Raw genomic sequence first — 18533 nt, 5'->3', positions numbered from 1 at the left:
GCTTGCCGGCGATAGCGATTTCAAAGACGCCATCGCCGGCAAGCCGGCTCCTACAGGGGGAGAATCAGTGCTTGCTGCCGCCGGCACAGGTCGGCGAGGCCGGGGCCGCGTCGATCTGTGCCCATTCCTCTGGCGTGTACGTATGCAGCGCCAACGCATGGAACTCGCCCATCAGCTCGCCGAGCGTGCCGTAGACCTTCTGGTGGCGCTTGACCCGGTTCAGGCCTTCGAACTGCGCGCTGACCACCACGGCCTTGAAATGGGTCTGCAAACCCCGGCTGTGCATGTGGCTCTCATCGAGCACTTGCAGATGCTCGGGCTGAAGCAGGCCCAGCGTCGATTCGATGCGTTGTTGCATGGTCATACCGAACTCCGCTTAAGGCTTTTTCTTGGCTGGAGCGGCCGCGTCTTTGGGCGTCAGCTCGGCGGTCATGTCAGCCAGCAGCTTGTTGACCACCGGCACTGCGCTTTCCAGCTTGGCCTGGGTCATCTGGGCCGATTGCTGGGTCAGCTGAGGCATTTTTTCCAGGACTTTCTTGCCCAGTGGCGACTGGTAGAACGCAACCAGATCCTTGAGCTCGGATTCGCTGAAGTTGCTGGTGTAGAGCTTGACCATGTCCGGCTTCAGCTTGTTCCAGCCAATGGCCTGGTCCAGGGCGGCGTTAGCCTTGGCCTGATAGGTTTCCAGTACGGCTTTTTTCGACTCAGGGGCTTTGGTCTGTTCGAAACGTTGGGCAAACATCTGCTGTACTTGCATGTACACCGGGGTGCCCAGTTTGTCAGCGTGCGCCATGGTCAGGAAAGCCTCGGCACTGGCGTTATGGCTGGCGGTGTCGGCAAGAACCTGGCCGCTGGCGCAGACCAAAGCAACGGCGGTACAGATGGCACGAAGACGAGTCATCGAGTTTCCTTTTCTAGCTGGCGAGGTAAGACCCCAAGGGCGTCCATTCTGCGCCTAAAAAAGTGTGTCGCTCAACCCCAAGCCTTGTCGCACCTGATTTAGAGGGGTTGAATGGTCAAATACAGACTGATGGAACCACGGCCGTCGAGCACGGCCTAAACTGCGCAATCGGACCTACAGGAGTGAGCAAGATGAGCCGTATCGAAACCGACAGCCTCGGCCAGGTTGAAGTCCCGGATGAAGCCTATTGGGGCGCTCAGACACAACGCTCGCTGATCAACTTTGCCATCGGCAATGAACGCATGCCGTTGGCGGTGTTGCATGCCCTGGCGCTGATCAAGAAAGCCGCGGCGCGGGTCAATGATCGCAATGGCGATGTGCCCGCCGATATCGCTCGCCTGATCGAGCAGGCAGCCGACGAAGTGCTCGCCGGCGACCACGACGACCAGTTTCCGCTGGTGGTCTGGCAAACCGGCAGCGGCACCCAGAGCAACATGAACGTCAACGAAGTGATCGCCGGTCGCGCCAACGAGCTGGCGGGCAACCCCCGTGGCGGCAAGTCCCCGGTGCACCCCAACGATCACGTCAACCGTTCCCAGAGTTCCAACGACTGCTTCCCCACCGCCATGCACATCGCGGCCGTCCAGGCGGTGCAACAGCAATTGCTGCCGGCGATCAACGAGCTGTCGGGCGGCCTGGCCGAGCTGGCCGCGCGCCATATGAAACTGGTCAAGACCGGCCGTACCCACATGATGGATGCGACGCCGATCAGCTTCGGCCAGGAGGTCTCGGCCTTCATCGCGCAACTCGACTACGCCGAGCGGGCGATCCGCAGCTCGCTGCCTGCAGTCTGCGAGCTGGCCCAGGGCGGAACGGCCGTCGGCACCGGATTGAACTCGCCCCACGGCTTCGGTGAAGCCATCGCCGCCGAATTGGCCGCCCTCTCCGGTTTGCCGTTTATCACCGCGCCGAACAAATTCGCCGCACTGGCCGGCCATGAGCCGCTGACCACGCTGTCCGGCGCGCTGAAAACCCTCGCCGTGGCGCTGATGAAAATCGCCAACGACCTGCGCCTGCTGGGCTCCGGCCCGCGCGCCGGGTTCGCCGAAGTCCGGCTGCCGGCCAATGAGCCGGGGAGCTCGATCATGCCGGGCAAGGTCAACCCGACCCAGTGCGAAGCGCTGTCGATGCTGGCCTGCCAGGTGCTGGGCAACGACGTCGCCATCGGCTTTGCGGCCAGTCAGGGGCACTTGCAGCTGAACGTGTTCAAACCGGTGATCATCCATAACCTGCTGCAATCGATCCGCCTGCTGGCCGATGGCTGCAGCAACTTCCAGCAGCATTGCGTGGCCGGTCTGGAGCCGGATGCGGAAAAAATGGCTGAACACCTGGAACGCGGCCTGATGCTGGTGACCGCGCTCAACCCGCACATCGGCTATGACAAATCGGCGGAGATCGCCAAGAAGGCCTACAGCGAAGGGCTGACCTTGCGCGAGGCGGCGTTGCAGCTCGGGTATCTGACTGACGCAGAGTTCGATGCGTGGGTTAGGCCGGAGAATATGCTGGAGGCTGGGGCCAAGGGCTGAATCTTTAGTGCCTGATAATCCGTCATCGCGGGCAAGCCACGCTCCCACAGGTTTTGCGAACGACTCAGAACCTGTGGGAGCGGGCTTGCCCGCGATGAACGATGACACGGTCTAACTGGCCGCCATCCTTACTTTGCGAGCCTTCAACCCGGCAATCAACGACGGCCCCAACGCCACCAGCGCCGACCCCAGCACCACCAGCACCGCACCGCCATAACCCAGGCCATTGATCGTCTCGGCATGTACATAGTCAGGCCACAGCCATGCCGCCATGGCGACCGCCGCAAAGGTCACCAGCGGTGTGATGGCCAGTGTCGCGCTGACCCGGGAAGCTTCCCAATGGGCCAGGGCCTCGGCAAACGCGCCATAGGCAATCAGGGTGTTGAGGCAGCACGCCAGCAGCAACCAGCCCTGCAACGGATTCAATTGCAGCGCTTCGAGCGGATGCACCCACGGCGTCAGCAGCGCGGCGCAAAACAGGTAGATCACCATCATCACCTGCAGCGAGTTCCACACCGTCAGCAATTGCTTCTGCCCCAAGGCATAGAAGGTCCAGACCGTGGACGCCAGCAGCACCAGCAACACACCGGCGGTGTAATCGGTCAACGACGTGAGCAACTCACTCAAGCGCTGGTTGAAAAACAGTGCAAAGCCGATCAGCAGCACCAACAGGCCAATGCCCTGCCCCAGGCTGAATCGTTCCTTGAACACAAACAGGCTGGCGATCAGGAGCATGATCGGTCCCATCTGCACCACCAACTGCGCCGTGCCGGGGCTGAGCAGGTTCAGGCCCATCAAGTACAACACGTAGTTACCGACCAGGCCGAGCACGGCCATCAGCACCAGCCAGCCTCCGCGAGGCCCGAGCACTTTGCGGCTGGGCAGGCGCTTGGTCGCTGCCAGATAGATGAACAGACAGCTGCCAGAGACCATCAGGCGAAACCAGGTCACCGTCACCGGGTCCATCACCAGCAATACCTGTTTGAGCTTGATCGGCAGGATTCCCCACAGCAACGCGGTCAGCAAGGCCAGGAACAGACCGTAAACCCAGCGACCCGATGAAATGTGCATGTGAACCCCAACGCCAACTGACAGGAGCCGTCATTCTAGGCTGGGAGCGGTGGTGTACACAGGCACAGTTTGGGACTGGCCGCGGATGAAACTGTGCGGGTCGTAAACTGAAAGACCGCGGCGCCTGCATCGCGGGCAAGCCCGCTCCCACAGGTTTTGTGGCGTACACAAGACTCATGATCGCCGCTGAACACTGTGGGAGCGAGCTTGCTCGCGATGGCTATCTAACTGACAACGAGAAACATCGAGGCTTAACGCACCGCCTCAAACAATCCCGTAGCCCCCATCCCGCCACCCACGCACATGGTGACAATGCCGTAACGCAGATTGCGTCGCTGCAACTCACGCACCAGATGCCCGACCTGGCGCGAGCCGGTCATGCCGAACGGGTGGCCGATGGAAATCGAGCCGCCGTTGACGTTGTACTTGTCGTTATCGATTTCAAGGCGATTACGCGCATACAGGCACTGCGAGGCAAATGCTTCGTTGAGTTCCCACAAATCGATATCGGCAACTTGCAGGCCCTTGGCCTTGAGCAGCTTCGGCACCGAAAACACCGGGCCGATGCCCATTTCGTCCGGCTCGCAACCGGCCACGGTAAACCCGCGGAAGAACGCTTTCGGCTTGAGCCCCAGTTCCAGTGCCTTTTCCAGGCTCATCACCAGGGTCATCGACGCGCCGTCCGAGAGTTGCGAAGAGTTGCCGGCCGTGACCGAGCCATCTTCGGCGAACACCGGTTTCAAGCCGGCCAGGCTTTGCAGGGTGGTGTCGGGGCGGTTGCAGTCGTCGCGGTCGACGATGCCGTCGAGAATCTGCACCTGACCGCTCGCCTTGTCTTCGACGCGGTACTTCACCGCCATCGGCACGATCTCATCGGCGAACAGGCCGGCGGCCTGAGCCTCTGCTGTACGCAATTGGCTTTGCAGCGCATACAGGTCCTGTTCTTCGCGGCTGACGCCGTAGCGACGCGCGACGATTTCAGCCGTCTGGCCCATCGGGAAGTAGATGCCCGGCACCTGCTCCTTGAGCAGCGGATTGATCAGGTTGTCGGTGTTGACGCTCTTCATGGTCAGGCTGATGGACTCGACGCCACCGGCGACGATGATGTCGCTGCAACCCGACGCGATCTGGTTGGCGGCAATGGCGATCGCCTGCAAGCCCGAGGAACAGAAGCGGTTGAGGGTCATGCCGGCCGTGCCGATGCCCAAACGCGAGAGCACCGCGACGTTGCGCCCGATATTGAAACCCTGGGCGCCTTCATTGGAGCCGGCGCCCACGATGCAGTCCTCGACGCTCGCCGGATCGATGCCGGTGCGCGCCAACAGCGCATCGACACAGTGTGCCGCCATGTCGTCCGGGCGGGTCATGTTGAATTTGCCGCGAAAGGATTTGGCCAGGCCGGTCCGCACGCTGTCGACGATCACCACTTCACGCATGGCATACCTCATTGTTGTTATCGGTTGAGAGTGGACCGAGCATAAGTCCAGCCCTTCACCGACCGCGACGATCATTCACCTCGCGTATGCGCAGCCATCGCTTCAATCCTTTTGCCTGTGCTTCTTGTGCTCACGCCGATCGGACTTTTCGAACGCCTCTTCCAGTGCCCGGTTGATGGTGCGCAAGACCTTGACCCGCGCCCAGCGCTTGTCGTTGGCCTCCACCAGGGTCCATGGCGCAATCTCGGTGCTGGTACGGTCGACCATGTCGCCGACCGCCGCGCGGTAGGCATCCCACTTTTCACGGTTGCGCCAGTCGTCCTCGGTGATCTTGAAGCGTTTGAAGGGGATCTTTTCGCGCGCCTCGAAGCGCTCCAGTTGCGTCTGCTTGTCGATCGACAGCCAGAACTTGACCACCACCACGCTGGCATCGGTCAGTTGTTCCTCGAAATCGTTGATCTCGCTGTAGGCGCGCAGCCAGTCCGCCGGGCTGCAAAAACCTTCGATGCGCTCCACCAACACCCGGCCATACCAGGAGCGGTCGAACACCGTGAACTTGCCCCGGGCCGGCAGGTGGCGCCAGAAGCGCCACAGATACGGTTGCGCCCGCTCCTCTTCGGTGGGTGCGGCAATCGGCACGATGCTGTACTGGCGCGGATCGAGCGCTGCCGCTACCCGGCGGATCGCCCCACCCTTGCCGGCTGCGTCGTTACCCTCGAAGACCGCCACCAGCGCATGGCGACGCATGCGTTTGTCACGCATCAATCCGGAAAACCGCGCCTGCTCGGTGATCAGTTGTTCTTCGTAATCCTCCTTGTCCAGGTGCAGGCTCAGGTCCAGGCTGTCGAGCAGGTTCACTTGATCGACACTGGGGAACACGGGGGCCGCGCTGACCTTTTCCGGATGGATCGTCGGCCGCTGCAGTGCGCCATGCAGGCCCTCAAGCAGAATCCGCCCCACGGCCAGGCTGCGATAATGTGCATCCGCCCCTGCAATCACATGCCAGGGTGCATAGTCGCGGCTGGTGCGACGCAGCACCCGCTCGCCATACTTCACGAACCTGTCGTAGGTTTGCGATTGCTGCCAGTCCAGCGGGCTGATGCGCCAGCTGTGCAGCGGATCGTCGGCCAGCGCCTTGAGCCGTGCCTTCATTTGCTTTTTGGAGAGGTGAAACCAGAACTTGAAGATCAGCGCACCTTCATCGCACAGCATCTTTTCCAGGCGTTCGGCGGAGTTGATCGCCTGGTCGAGTCGCGGGTCCTTGAACTCGCCATGGACCCGTCCCTGCAGCATCTGGCTGTACCAGTTACCGAAGAAAATCCCCATGCGGCCCTTGGCCGGCAGCATCCGCCAGTAACGCCAGGCCGGTGGACGCGCCAGTTCTTCGTCGGTTTGCTGATCGAACGTGCGCACCTCGATCAAGCGCGGGTCCATCCACTCGTTGAGCAACTTGATCGTCTCGCCCTTGCCCGCACCTTCGATGCCGTTGATCAGGATGATCACCGGAAAGCGGCGTTGCTGCTGCAATTCGAATTGCGCTTCGAGCAAGGCTTCACGCAAGGCCGGCTCTTCGGCGTCGTAGGTCTCTTTGTCGATGGCGTGATCGATTTCGGCAGATTCAAACATGAGCGGCTCCCTTACAGATGTGAGCAAGACTAGCGGATCGAACTGAAGGCCAGCGGAGATTTTCCCATCCAGCCCCATGCATGCCTTGCCACAGATCAAGCGCCACACCCGCGATCGGCTAGAATGGCGCCCTTGCCGTTGCCGAGCCTGCCATGAAACCTGTATTGCCCCACGCCCAGCTCGACTGGGATGACCAAGGTCGTCCGTATTCGCGAGTGTTCGACGATGTGTATTTCTCCGACAAGTCGGGGCTGGACGAAACCCGCTATGTGTTCATCGAACAAAACCGTCTGGCCGAACGCTTTGCCGCCTTGCCCGAGGGCGGGCGGCTGGTCATCGGCGAAACGGGGTTTGGCACCGGGCTGAATTTCCTGTGTGCCTGGCAGGTGTTCGAGCAACACGCGGCGGCGGGAGCACGGCTGCATTTTGTCAGCGTCGAAAAGTACCCGTTGAGCCCGGCCGATCTGCAGCGTGCCCTGGGGCTGTGGTCGGAACTCAAGGTGTTTGCCGATCAACTGCTTGAGCAGTACGTGGCGATTCATCAGGGTTTCCAGCGCCTGACGCTGGACAACGGCCGTGTGACCCTGACCCTCTTGATTGGCGATGCACTGGAACAACTGCCGCAACTCGACGCCCGGATCGACGCCTGGTTCCTCGACGGTTTCGCTCCGGCGAAAAACCCTGACATGTGGACCGCCGAACTGTTTGCCGAACTGGCTCGCCTGGCCGCTCCCGGTGCGTCCATCAGCACCTTTACCAGCACCGGTTGGGTGCGACGCCTGCTCAACGCTGCCGGCTTCAAGATGAAACGCACCCCCGGCATCGGCCATAAATGGGAAATCCTGCGCGGTGAGTTCCTCGGCTGGCCCGAGCAAACCCCTGCTCCGCTCGCCGAGAAGCCGTGGTTTGCCCGCCCGGCGCCCCTGACCGGCGAACGCCGGGCATTGGTGATCGGTGCCGGCCTGGCCGGTTGTGCCAGCGCCGCCAGCCTTGCCGAACGGGGCTGGCAAGTGACGTTGCTGGAGCGTCACGACGACATCGCCCGGGAAGCTTCGGGCAACCCGCAGGGCGTGCTCTACCTGAAGCTATCGGCGCATGGCACGGCGCTGTCGCAAATGATCGTCAGCGGATTCGGCTACACCCGGCGACTGCTCGAACACTTGCAGCGGGGCCGTGACTGGGACGACTGCGGCGTATTGCAACTGGCCTTCAATGCCAGGGAAGTCGAACGCCAGGCGCAATTGGCGGCGGCGTTCCCGGCGGACTTGCTGCACCTGCTCGATCAATCCGAGGCGCAGGCCGTGGCCGGTATCGGGCTGGCCCACGGTGGCCTGTTCTATCCGCAAGGCGGCTGGGTCCACCCGCCGGCGCTATGCCAGTGGCAGGCCGGGCACCCGCGAATTCAATTGCTCACCCACCGCGATGCGCTGGAACTGCGCAAGGTAGAGGATCAGTGGCAAGCGTGGAACGGCGAGCAACTGCTGGCCAGCGCCCCCGTGGTGGTGCTCGCCGGTGCAGCTGAAGTCCAGCGCTTCGCCGAGAGTGCCGAGTTGCCGCTCAAACGCATTCGCGGACAAATCACCTGCCTGGCACAAACCCCGCAAAGCCAGGCCCTGAGCACGGTCGTGTGCGCCGAAGGTTATGTCGCTCCCGCACGTCTGGGCGAACACACGCTGGGGGCCAGTTTCGACTTCAAGAGCGATGACCTGACGCCGACCACGGCCGAACACCTGGGCAACCTGGCCATGCTCGAAGAGATTTCCCACGACCTGGTCGCGCGCCTGGACATCGCACGCCTCGACCCCGAAAGCCTCCAGGGTCGCGCCGCGTTTCGTTGCACCAGCCCCGATTACCTGCCTATCGTCGGCCCGTTAGCCGACAACCAGGCGTTCACTCAGGTGTATGCCGCGCTGGGCAAGGACGCCCGGCAGGTGCCGGACGTCGAATGCCCATGGCTTGACGGTTTGTACGTCAACAGCGGCCACGGTTCACGCGGCCTGATCACCGCGCCGTTATCCGCGGAACTGCTGGCGGCGTGGCTGGACAACGAACCCCTGCCGTTGCCCAGAAGCGTGGCCGAAGCCTGCCATCCCAATAGGTTTGCCTTGCGTCGCCTGATCCGCGGCAAGTAGTCGATTGGGCCCGCACAGCCCGCTTATAACTCATCGATATAAAACTCCCCTTGCCGAGGCGGGTCAGTTTCTGAGTACCCGCCGTTTTGGCGCGGTATCGATCGACCCTCCCCAACGGAAAAACCGGTAAGGAATTTATGTGCGGATTAGCTGGCGAGTTACGTTTTGATCATCAACCTGCAGACCTTGCAGCCGTTGAACGAATCACCCATCACCTGGCCCCTCGCGGCCCCGACGCCTGGGGTTTTCATAGCCAGGGGCCGGTTGCCCTGGGCCATCGACGCCTGAAAATCATGGACCTGTCGGACGGCTCGGCGCAGCCGATGGTCGACCCGCAACTGGGCTTGTCCCTGGCCTTCAACGGGGCGATCTACAACTTCCCGGAACTGCGCACCGAGCTTGAAGGCCTGGGCTACGCCTTCTATTCCGGTGGCGACACCGAGGTGCTGCTCAAGGGTTATCACGCCTGGGGCGAAGCCTTGCTGCCGAAACTCAACGGCATGTTTGCCTTTGCCGTTTGGGAGCGCGATGCCCAACGCCTGTTCATCGCCCGCGACCGTCTCGGCGTGAAGCCCTTGTACCTGTCGCGCACCGGCCAGCGCTTGCGCTTTGCCTCGGCACTGCCGGCATTGCTCAAGGGCGGCGACATCAACCCGCTCCTCGATCCGGTGGCGCTTAATCACTACCTGAATTTCCACGCAGTGGTCCCGGCACCGCGCACCTTGCTGGCGGGTATCGAAAAACTGCCGCCGGCCACCTGGATGCGCATCGACGCCGATGGCCGCACCGAACAGAAAACCTGGTGGACCCTGCCCTACGGCCCACACGAGGATGAGAAAAACCTGACCCTCGAAGACTGGCGCGACCGCGTACTCGACAGCACTCGCGAAGCGGTCGCCATCCGCCAACGTGCTGCGGTGGATGTCGGCGTGCTGTTGTCTGGCGGTGTCGACTCAAGCCTGCTGGTGGGCCTGTTGCGCGAAGTCGGCGTGGACAATCTGTCGACCTTTTCCATCGGCTTCCAGGACGCGGGCGGCGAGCGCGGCGACGAGTTCCAGTATTCCGACCTGATTGCCCGGCACTACGGCACGCAGCATCACCAACTGCGCATCGACGAAAAAGAGATCATCGAACAACTGCCCGCCGCGTTCCGCGCCATGAGCGAACCGATGGTCAGCCACGACTGCATCGCCTTCTACCTGTTGTCCCGGGAAGTGGCCAAACACTGCAAGGTCGTCCAGAGCGGCCAGGGCGCCGATGAACTGTTCGCCGGCTACCACTGGTACCCGCAGGTGGACGGCGCGAGTGATCCGTATGCCGCGTACCGCGAAGCGTTTTTCGACCGCAGCTACGACGACTATGCCGCCACCGTGCAACCGAAATGGCTGACCGCGAATGACGCCGCCGGTGACTTCGTCAAAGACCATTTCGCAAAACCCGGTGCCGACGCGGCAGTGGACAAGGCCTTGCGCCTGGACAGCACGGTGATGCTGGTGGATGACCCGGTCAAACGTGTCGACAACATGACCATGGCCTGGGGCCTGGAAGCGCGCACGCCGTTTCTCGACTACCGCCTGGTGGAGTTGTCGGCACGGATTCCGGGGCGTTTCAAACTGTCGGACGGCGGCAAGCAGGTGTTGAAGGAAGCCGCGCGGCAAGTGATTCCCAGTGAAGTGATCGACCGCAAGAAAGGTTATTTCCCGGTGCCGGGCCTCAAGCATTTGCAGGGCGATACGCTGGAGTGGGTGCGCGAACTGCTGCTCGACCCAAGTCAGGATCGCGGCCTGTTCAACCCGGCGATGCTCGACCGTCTGCTGACCGATCCACAGGGACAATTGACGCCGTTGCGCGGCTCGAAGCTGTGGCAACTGGCGGCCCTCAACCTGTGGCTCAGCGAACAAGGAATCTGACCGATGAAACCTCACGCCACGGCTTTCAGCCAACGCCTGTTGCGCGGCCAGACGCCCTCCTACGAACGTTTGCAGGCGCGACTGGCCGAAGATGGCGGTGCGCTTGGCGCGGCGCCGATTGCCGTGCATTGCGGCTGGGGCCGCCTGCTGATCGGTCACACCTTTGCCGATGCCGCGAGCCTCGCCGGGGAGTTGCTCAACGAGCAGCCCGGCGAGCGGGACATCGCGCTGTACGTCGCCGCGCCCCAGCAAGTGCTGGGGCTGGAGCCGACGCAGTTGTTCCTCGACCCGTCCGATACCCTGCGCCTGTGGTTCAGCGACTACCGCCAGGCGACCCGGGTGTTTCGCGGATTTCGCATTCGCCGCGCGCAAAGCGACGCCGACTGGCAGGCCATCAACCAGCTGTATCAGGCACGCGGCATGCTGCCGATCGATGCCACCCTGCTCACTGCGCGCCACTTGGGTGGCCCGGTGTACTGGCTGGCCGAAGACGATGACAGCGGCGCGGTGATCGGCAGCGTCATGGGCCTCAATCATCAAAAGGCCTTCAATGATCCGGAGCACGGCAGCAGTCTCTGGTGCCTGGCGGTCGACCCGCATTGTGCGCGACCGGGCGTCGGTGAAGTGCTGGTGCGGCACTTGATTGAACACTTCATGAGTCGCGGGCTCGCTTATCTCGACTTGTCGGTGCTGCACGACAACCGCCAGGCAAAAAACCTCTACGCCAAGCTCGGTTTTCGCAACCTGTCGACCTTCGCCATCAAGCGCAAGAACGGCATCAACCAGTCGCTGTTTCTCGGACCCGGCCCGGAAGCCGCCTTCAACCCGTACGCACGGATCATCGTCGAGGAAGCACACCGTCGCGGCATCGATGTGCAAGTCGATGACGCCGACGCCGGGATGTTCACCCTCAGCCATGGCGGGCGCCGGGTACGCTGCCGCGAATCCCTGAGCGACCTGACCAGCGCCATCAGCATGAGCCTGTGCCAGGACAAGAGCCTGACCCACAAAGTGCTCAAGACTGCCGGGTTGAACCTGCCTGCACAGCAACTGGCGGGCAATGCCGATGACAATCTGGCGTTCCTCGATGAATACCAACGCGTGGTGGTCAAGCCACTGGATGGTGAACAGGGCCAAGGCGTGGCGGTGGATTTGCGCACCATCGAGGATGTGCAGCAAGCCATTGAAGCCGCCCGCCACTTCGACAATCGCGTGCTGCTGGAAAGCTTCCACCAGGGCCTCGACCTGCGAATCCTGGTAATCGGTTTTGAAGTGGTCGCGGCCGCCATTCGCCGGCCGGCCGAAGTGGTCGGCGACGGCCAGCACTCCATCGGCGCGTTGATCGAAGCCCAGAGCCGGCGCCGACAAGCGGCCACGGATGGCGAAAGCAAGATCCCGCTGGACGGTGAAACACTGCGCACCGTGCAGGCCGCCGGGTACGACTACAACAGCATCCTGCCGGCCGGCGAGCATCTGTTCGTACGCCGCACGGCGAATTTGCACACCGGCGGCGTGCTCGAAGACGTCACGGCGATCCTGCACCCGACGCTGGCGGATGCCGCCGTGCGCGCGGCCCGGGCGCTGGATATTCCGGTGGTCGGCCTCGACCTGATGGTGTCTGCCGCAGACCAGCCGGACTACGTGTTTATCGAAGCCAACGAACGGGCCGGGCTGGCCAACCATGAACCGCAGCCCACGGCGGAGCGGTTTGTCGATCTGTTGTTTCCGCACAGTCAGCCGGTGGTCTCTTAGTCATGCGGTGCCTGCACCGACGCCATCGCGGGCAAGCCCGCTCCCACAGTTGATCGCGATCCTCTGTGGGAGCGAGCTTGCTCGCGATGGCGGCCGTACAGGCGATAACCAATCAGGAGTTTCCATGACCAGCAATATCCCCGAACCGGACCTCGGTTACCTGCAAAAAGTCCTGCTGGAAATGCTCGCCATTCCCAGCCCCACCGGGTTCACCGACACCATCGTGCGCTACGTCGCCGAACGCCTTGAAGAACTGGGCATTCCCTTCGAGCTGACCCGTCGCGGCACCATCCGCGCCACGCTCAAGGGCAAGAAAAACAGCCCTGACCGCGCCGTTTCCGCTCACCTGGACACCATCGGCGCGGCGGTGCGTGCAGTGAAAGACAACGGCCGCCTGACCCTCGCGCCGGTCGGCTGCTGGTCCAGCCGCTTTGCCGAAGGCAGCCGGGTCAGCCTGTTTACCGACAATGGCGTGATCCGCGGCAGCGTCTTGCCGCTGATGGCGTCCGGGCACGCATTCAATACCGCCGTGGATGAGATGCCGATCAGTTGGGACCACATCGAGTTGCGTCTGGACGCCTACTGCGCCACCCGTGCCGACTGCGAGTCTCTGGGCATCAGCGTCGGCGATTTCGTCGCCTTCGACCCGTTGCCGGAGTTCACCGACAGCGGTCACATCAGCGCCCGCCACCTCGACGACAAGGCCGGGGTGGCCGCGCTGCTGGCGGCGCTCAAAGCCATCGTCGACAGTGGTCAGGAGCTGATGATCGACTGCCATCCGCTGTTCACCATCACCGAGGAAACCGGCAGCGGCGCCGCGGCGGCGCTGCCCTGGGACGTCAGTGAGTTCGTCGGCATCGACATCGCACCGGTCGCGCCCGGCCAACACTCCAGCGAACATGCGGTGAGCGTCGCGATGCAGGATTCCGGCGGACCCTATGACTATCACCTGTCGCGCCACCTCCTGCGCCTGGCCAGCGACAACGAACTGCCGGCACGACGGGACCTGTTCCGCTACTACTTCAGCGACGCGCATTCGGCGGTCACCGCCGGCCACGACATCCGCACCGCCCTGCTCGCCTTCGGCTGCGATGCCACCCACGGCTACGAGCGCACCCACATCGACAGCCTCGCTGCCCTGAGCCGCCTGCTGGGTGCCTACATTCTCAGCCCGCCGGTGTTTGCCAGCGACGCGCAACCGGCCAAGGGCTCCCTGGACCGCTTCAGCCATCAGCTCGAACACGACACCCAGATGGAAAGCGATACGCGGGTGCCGTCGGTGGACAGCCTGGTGGGGCAGCGGTCGGAGAACTGATCCAGGAGCTTCATTGCCAGGTATGCCGCCATCGCGAGCAGGCTCGCTCCCACATTGCCCGCATTCCCATGGGAGAACTCGATCAACTGTGGGAGCGAGCTTGCTCGCGATGGCGTCAGTGTGGACAACATCGAACCCCAGGCTAGCCGATACAGGTCATACGCCGTAGCATCCCGACATTGATCCAACCGAGGTGCCTATGCTGATCCCCCACGACCAACTTGAAGTCGACACCCTCACCCGCCTGATCGAGGATTTCGTGACCCGCGACGGCACGGACAATGGTGACGACACGCCGCTGGAAACCCGCGTCCTGCGTGTGCGCCAGGCCTTGACCAAGGGGCAGGCACTGATTGTCTTCGATCCGGAAAGCGAGCAATGCCAACTGATGCTCAAGCACGACGTGCCCAAGCACCTGTTTGACTGAATCTTCAGCGTCCCTTGGTTTTCGCCAGTTTTTTCTGGATGCGTTCGTAGATTTCGCAGCGGTGCACATTCACTTCCTGAGGCGCTTCGACGCCAAAGCGAACGTTGTTTCCGTTGATCGCGAGAACCCGCACGGTAATGTTGTCACCGATGGAAATGTTTTCGCCCACAACGCGAGTGAGTACGAGCATGAGGAGTGTCCTTCAGGGGTTACCGGCCCTTGAAGATGCCCGGCCCGCCGTACGCCTACAATGCTCCGACAGCAAACCGGAGCGAGCTGACAACCCCTGAGCCACCGCGCTTACGGAAAGGTCCGACAAGCCGGCGGATTGTAGGAACCCTCTGTCAGGACGCGGAGAATCGCGGCCCGAACAGGATGATGCTCGCGCCGATCACACACAGCGCCACACCGAGCCAGTCCGACCCCAGCGGACGAATCCGCTCGACCACGGCCAGCCAGCCAATCGAAGCAATGATGTAGATGCCACCGTAGGCGGCGTAGGCGCGGCCGGCGTAGGTGGCCTCGATACGGGTCAGCAGCAGGGCGAACAGTGTCAGGCTGAGAAGCGCCGGCACCACCCACCACATGCTCTTGCCCTGGCGCAGCCACATCCAGAAAGCGAAGCAACCGGCAATTTCGAACAGCGCGGCAAGGAAAAACCACAGGTAATTGAGCATGCAAGCGTCTCGCGAGGATGGCCGATGGTGGCCGATGGTGGCCGATGGTGGCCGATGGTGGCCACCCTAACCACCGCGCTGCCTGCGGGCAAGATCAGCTTGCGGATTGCCTGGCCTTGGTGCGCATTTTGTCGGCCATGACGGTCATTTCGTCGTAGAGCAATTGCGGGTTCTTCTGCTTGATCGCCCAGGCCATGCGGCCCTGTTCGTGGGGCAGGATCATGAACTCGCCGGCTGCGACCTGCCGGTAGATGTAATCGGCGATGTCGGTGGCGCTGATCGGCGAGCTTTCCAGCAACTTGCCGACCTGGGCTTTCATCGCCGGGGTCGGGCCGCGGAAGGAGTCCAGCAGGTTGGTCTGGAAGAACGACGGGCACACCACATGCACCCCGACTTCCTGATGCGCCAGCTCGATCAGCAGGCTCTCGGACAACGCCACCACACCGGCCTTGGCCACGTTGTAGTTGCTCATCGCCGGGCCTTGCATCAGCGCGGCCATGGACGCGATGTTGATGATCTTGCCTTTGCTTTTTTCCAGCAGCGGCAGGAAAGCCTTGCAGCCCTTGACCACGCCCATCAGGTTGATCGCGATCTGCCAGTCCCAGTCCTCCAGGGACAATTCACTGAAGAAGCCACCAGACGCTACACCGGCGTTATTGACGATGACGTCAATGCCGCCGAGCTTGACCTCACAGGCCTGGGCGAACGCCGTCAGCTGGCTGTAATCGCGCACGTCGCAGCGTTGGATAAAACCATCGCCACCGGCCTCCCGGACCAGCTTCAGGGTTTCCTGCAGACCGGGCTCGCTGACGTCAGACAAGGCCAGTTGCCAGCCTTCACGCGCCCAGCGCAGCGCGATTTCGCGACCCAGGCCAGAGCCTGCACCAGTGATCATCATGCGATTTTGCATAGCAAACAGCCTTGTTGTTCTCGGAAGATGCACCGAGTGTAGCGAAGGAAATTGCCCGACCCACGCTCCATCAGATTGCTGAATGGCCCGAGCAAACCGCGGGAGTGCCTGAAGCAACTAAGGCAACGCAAAAGAAATAAGAACCCATCCGAAATACTTCAAAAAAACTTGGAATTTTCTTGCCTGCGCAAGAGTCGGATTTTTTAAGCAGCTCGAATTCATTTCATTCCCGCTGATCTTGATTGGCATGGTCAATCCACTGCATTTTCGACAAGGAAATAGATATGGGCACAATACTCATCATTATTCTGATCCTGTTACTCATCGGTGGTTTGCCGGTCTTCCCGCACTCCAGAAGTTGGGGTTATGGTCCGTCCGGAATCATCGGCGTCGTGTTGGTGGTCCTGTTGATCCTGCTCTTGCTCGGCCGAATATAAGAACTCGCCAGGCAAAAAAAAGAGGCCCTTGAAGGGCCTCTTTTTTATTGCGTCACAACTTGTTAGTCCGGCTTGCCATCAACTACACCGGCGGTGTTGTCCAGCAGGCTCTTGGTCGCCGTTTGCAGGAACGATTCGAGCTTGAGTTTCAACTCGGAGGTCCGTGGCGCATCGGCAATGATTTCGGCGTGAGGGTTGGCACCCAACTCATAGCGATACAACTTCGGCGCCATGTCCTTGTCGCGCGGCAATACCAGAATCTGGTCGGCGGTGAGGATGGCCGTGGTCTGCTCGCTGCCCGACGGCTTGATCACACCAATGCCCGCGTCGCCTTCCGGCAGGTTGAGCAGGTCGCGTCCCCAGCACTGATGACGCACTTCGCCACCGATGCGGCCCATGATGGTCGGCACGATGTCGATCTGAGTGCCCACTGTGTGGTCACGCTGGCCGAACTTTTCCTGGATGCCCGGCGCGATCATCAGCATCGGCACGTTGAAGCGGCCCAGGTCCATTTCGGTGATCTGCCGTTCGTTGCCAAAACCGTGGTCACCGACGACGACAAACAGGGTTTCCTTGAAGTACGGCTCCTTGCGGGCCTTTTCAAAGAACTGGCCCAGGGCCCAGTCCGAGTAGCGCATGGCGGTCAGGTGTTCGTTCAGGCTGCCGCGATCGGTCACGCGCTCGACCGGCAATGGCGTCGGCAAGGCGTAAGGCGTGTGGTTGGACAGGGTTTGCAGCAAGGCATAGAACGGCTTGCCGTTTTCCCGTGCCTTGAGCTCGACCAGGCCACGGTCGAACATGTCCTGGTCGGACACGCCCCAGGTCGGATCGGAGAACACCGGATTGACGAAATCGTTACGGCCGATGAAGTTGGTCATGCCCTGGTTGCTGAAGAAACCCGACTGGTTGTCCCAGGCGAAATCGCCGTTGTAGACATACACGTCGTCGAAGTCACGGGCACTGAGCAACTGCGGCAGGCCGGACAGCTTGTGGCTGCCTTCCGGGGTCTGCATCAGGTATTCGAAGCCCGGCAGGTTCGGGAAGCAGGCCATGGTGGCGAACATACCCTGGTGGGTATGGGTGCCGTTGGAGAAGAAGCGGTCGAACAGCAAGCCTTCCTTCGTCAACTTGTCGAGGTACGGCGTGATGTTGCCCGGTCCGCCCAGCGCGCCCACCGAGTGACCGGCCATGCTTTCCATCAGGATCACGACGACGTTCTTGATCGGCAGGGTCTTGTCGGCCGGCGGCGTGTAATCGCGACGTACCGCTGCGGTGTCGGTGTCCACCAGCTTGTCGGCCGGCACCACCAGCATGTCACGCACCACTTGCTGGGCTTGCGGCTGTGGCAGGGTCGCCTTCCAGATATTGTCGCGATCTTCGGACATCCGGCTCTTGGCTGCGGCAACCAGCGACAGCGTGCCATTGAGGCCCAACTGGTTGGCGAAGTTCGAGTCGGTGGTATAGACGTCACCCCAACGCAGCGGCGGCCCCTGACGCAGGGTGCCTCGCGCGGCGACCACACAGATCAGCAGGCAAACCACGAACACGGCGATGCGCGCGTACCACGGCGCAATCTGGCGAGTGCCGATGCTGCCGCCACTGAACGGGCCACGTGGACGGGTTGCACGGTCGGCGCCCTTGAATGCCAGGCTCAGGATCCAGGTGCCCACGGCCCAGGCCAGCAGGTAGCGAACCACCGGGAAACCGTACCAGAGCATGCTCATCACGGTCTTCGGATCTTCCTTGACGTACTGGAAGACCAGACCGTTGAGGCGCTGGTGGAACTCGCGGTAGAAGTCCATTTCCATCAGGCCCAGGAACAGCGCGATGCTGGAAACGATCGTCAGCCACAGACGGAACAGCCCGCGTGCGGCCATGGCCCGGGCGCTGAACAATGCCAGCAGCAACGGAATGCTGAGATAGACCACCAGGCGCAGGTCGAAACGCAGACCGTTGGCGAATGCCTCGAGGAAAGTCGAGGCCGGTGTGTCGAGGATCATCGAGCGGTTGTAGACCAGCAGCGCGACGCGCAGCAGGCTGAACATGACCATCATGACCAGGGCACACAACAGCGTGTAGGCCAGATGCGATTTGACGGTCGGTTGCAGCAGGCGACTAGAAGCTCGCTGCTGATTCAGGGCGTCCGGGATTGCCATGTCGTTTTAGGACCCATTGGAAGTTGAAGTTTCAAAAATACAGCTGCGCTTTGCCCTCTTTTCGGCCCGTACAAGGCCCGGGGGGTTGCGCGGTGCGCAAATGTTGCACGATCAACGGCTGTATTGCCATTGATTACTACCCTCATCCCGACTGTTTCATCCTGCACTCAGGAATACGCAGCGTGTTGCGGCAGAGC

The 18533-nt window shown here is 62.0% G+C and carries 16 protein-coding genes; 7 read left to right on the top strand and 9 right to left on the bottom strand.

Translation table 11 applies throughout. The annotated features are described in order from the left end of the window. Nucleotides 1-64: 64 nt before the first annotated feature. Together EI969_RS04220 and EI969_RS04215 are read right to left on the bottom strand one after the other, a co-directional pair. On the bottom strand, nucleotides 65-364 hold the full coding sequence (locus EI969_RS04220; RefSeq protein WP_057713758.1) for a BolA family transcriptional regulator: 300 nt from the start codon (nucleotides 362-364) through the stop codon (nucleotides 65-67). 12 nt (nucleotides 365-376) lie between these two features. Continuing rightward, the gene (locus EI969_RS04215) at nucleotides 377-901 is read right to left on the bottom strand and encodes a DUF2059 domain-containing protein (RefSeq protein ID WP_093216221.1); all 525 of its coding nucleotides are present in this window, start codon (nucleotides 899-901) and stop codon (nucleotides 377-379) included. 191 nt (nucleotides 902-1092) lie between these two features. On the opposite strand from EI969_RS04215, the gene EI969_RS04210 reads away from it, so the two are divergent. Continuing rightward, nucleotides 1093-2487, top strand: coding sequence for a class II fumarate hydratase (locus EI969_RS04210; protein WP_160386069.1), 1395 nt, complete (start codon nucleotides 1093-1095; stop codon nucleotides 2485-2487). A 111-nt stretch (nucleotides 2488-2598) separates the two neighbouring features. Here the strand turns inward: EI969_RS04210 and EI969_RS04205 are convergent, their stop codons facing one another. The 3 genes from EI969_RS04205 to pap all read right to left on the bottom strand — a co-directional run bounded on the left by EI969_RS04205 (nucleotide 2599) and on the right by pap (nucleotide 6620). Continuing rightward, on the bottom strand, nucleotides 2599-3558 hold the full coding sequence (locus EI969_RS04205; protein ID WP_110657209.1) for a DMT family transporter: 960 nt from the start codon (nucleotides 3556-3558) through the stop codon (nucleotides 2599-2601). 251 nt (nucleotides 3559-3809) lie between these two features. Beyond that, complete coding sequence (locus EI969_RS04200) at nucleotides 3810-4994, bottom strand: thiolase family protein (protein WP_160386068.1); 1185 nt, start codon at nucleotides 4992-4994, stop codon at nucleotides 3810-3812. Between the two features lie 102 nt (nucleotides 4995-5096). Further along, the gene (gene pap / locus EI969_RS04195) at nucleotides 5097-6620 is read right to left on the bottom strand and encodes a polyphosphate:AMP phosphotransferase (protein ID WP_160386067.1); all 1524 of its coding nucleotides are present in this window, start codon (nucleotides 6618-6620) and stop codon (nucleotides 5097-5099) included. A 152-nt stretch (nucleotides 6621-6772) separates the two neighbouring features. Between pap and mnmC the strand changes: the two genes are divergently transcribed. The 5 genes from mnmC (at nucleotide 6773) to EI969_RS04170 (ending at nucleotide 14156) form a co-directional block, all read left to right on the top strand. Beyond that, nucleotides 6773-8752, top strand: a complete 1980-nt coding sequence (gene mnmC, locus EI969_RS04190) for a bifunctional tRNA (5-methylaminomethyl-2-thiouridine)(34)-methyltransferase MnmD/FAD-dependent 5-carboxymethylaminomethyl-2-thiouridine(34) oxidoreductase MnmC (RefSeq protein ID WP_160386066.1) — start codon at nucleotides 6773-6775, stop codon at nucleotides 8750-8752. Between the two features lie 137 nt (nucleotides 8753-8889). Further along, nucleotides 8890-10662, top strand: coding sequence for an N-acetylglutaminylglutamine amidotransferase (locus EI969_RS04185; protein ID WP_160386065.1), 1773 nt, complete (start codon nucleotides 8890-8892; stop codon nucleotides 10660-10662). A 3-nt stretch (nucleotides 10663-10665) separates the two neighbouring features. Continuing rightward, on the top strand, nucleotides 10666-12414 hold the full coding sequence (gene ngg, locus EI969_RS04180; RefSeq protein WP_160386064.1) for an N-acetylglutaminylglutamine synthetase: 1749 nt from the start codon (nucleotides 10666-10668) through the stop codon (nucleotides 12412-12414). Between the two features lie 124 nt (nucleotides 12415-12538). After that, a complete protein-coding gene (locus EI969_RS04175) occupies nucleotides 12539-13729 on the top strand; it encodes an osmoprotectant NAGGN system M42 family peptidase (protein WP_160386063.1) in 1191 nt (396 codons plus the stop codon). 199 nt (nucleotides 13730-13928) lie between these two features. Beyond that, nucleotides 13929-14156, top strand: coding sequence for a YheU family protein (locus tag EI969_RS04170; RefSeq protein WP_003199186.1), 228 nt, complete (start codon nucleotides 13929-13931; stop codon nucleotides 14154-14156). A gap of 4 nt (nucleotides 14157-14160) precedes the next feature. Here the strand turns inward: EI969_RS04170 and csrA are convergent, their stop codons facing one another. The 3 genes from csrA to EI969_RS04155 form a co-directional block, all read right to left on the bottom strand. Next, nucleotides 14161-14346 carry a carbon storage regulator CsrA gene (gene csrA, locus EI969_RS04165; RefSeq protein ID WP_150717519.1) on the bottom strand — a complete coding sequence of 62 codons (186 nt, stop codon included), beginning with the start codon at nucleotides 14344-14346 and terminating at the stop codon, nucleotides 14161-14163. A 154-nt stretch (nucleotides 14347-14500) separates the two neighbouring features. Then, nucleotides 14501-14833 carry a YnfA family protein gene (locus EI969_RS04160; protein ID WP_008004345.1) on the bottom strand — a complete coding sequence of 111 codons (333 nt, stop codon included), beginning with the start codon at nucleotides 14831-14833 and terminating at the stop codon, nucleotides 14501-14503. Between the two features lie 94 nt (nucleotides 14834-14927). Continuing rightward, nucleotides 14928-15743, bottom strand: coding sequence for an SDR family oxidoreductase (locus EI969_RS04155; RefSeq protein WP_160386062.1), 816 nt, complete (start codon nucleotides 15741-15743; stop codon nucleotides 14928-14930). A gap of 278 nt (nucleotides 15744-16021) precedes the next feature. On the opposite strand from EI969_RS04155, the gene EI969_RS04150 reads away from it, so the two are divergent. Further along, nucleotides 16022-16180, top strand: a complete 159-nt coding sequence (locus EI969_RS04150) for a DUF3309 family protein (RefSeq protein ID WP_172435350.1) — start codon at nucleotides 16022-16024, stop codon at nucleotides 16178-16180. Between the two features lie 62 nt (nucleotides 16181-16242). On the opposite strand, the gene EI969_RS04145 is transcribed toward EI969_RS04150, so the two are convergent. Next, entirely contained in the window at nucleotides 16243-18336 is a 2094-nt protein-coding gene (locus tag EI969_RS04145; RefSeq protein WP_160386061.1) for an LTA synthase family protein, read from the bottom strand. Nucleotides 18337-18533 lie beyond the last annotated feature (197 nt).

Source organism: Pseudomonas sp. PB101 (genome assembly GCF_009764265.1).
Lineage (GTDB): Bacteria > Pseudomonadota > Gammaproteobacteria > Pseudomonadales > Pseudomonadaceae > Aquipseudomonas.
This window is presented reverse-complemented; position numbering and strand designations above follow the sequence as displayed.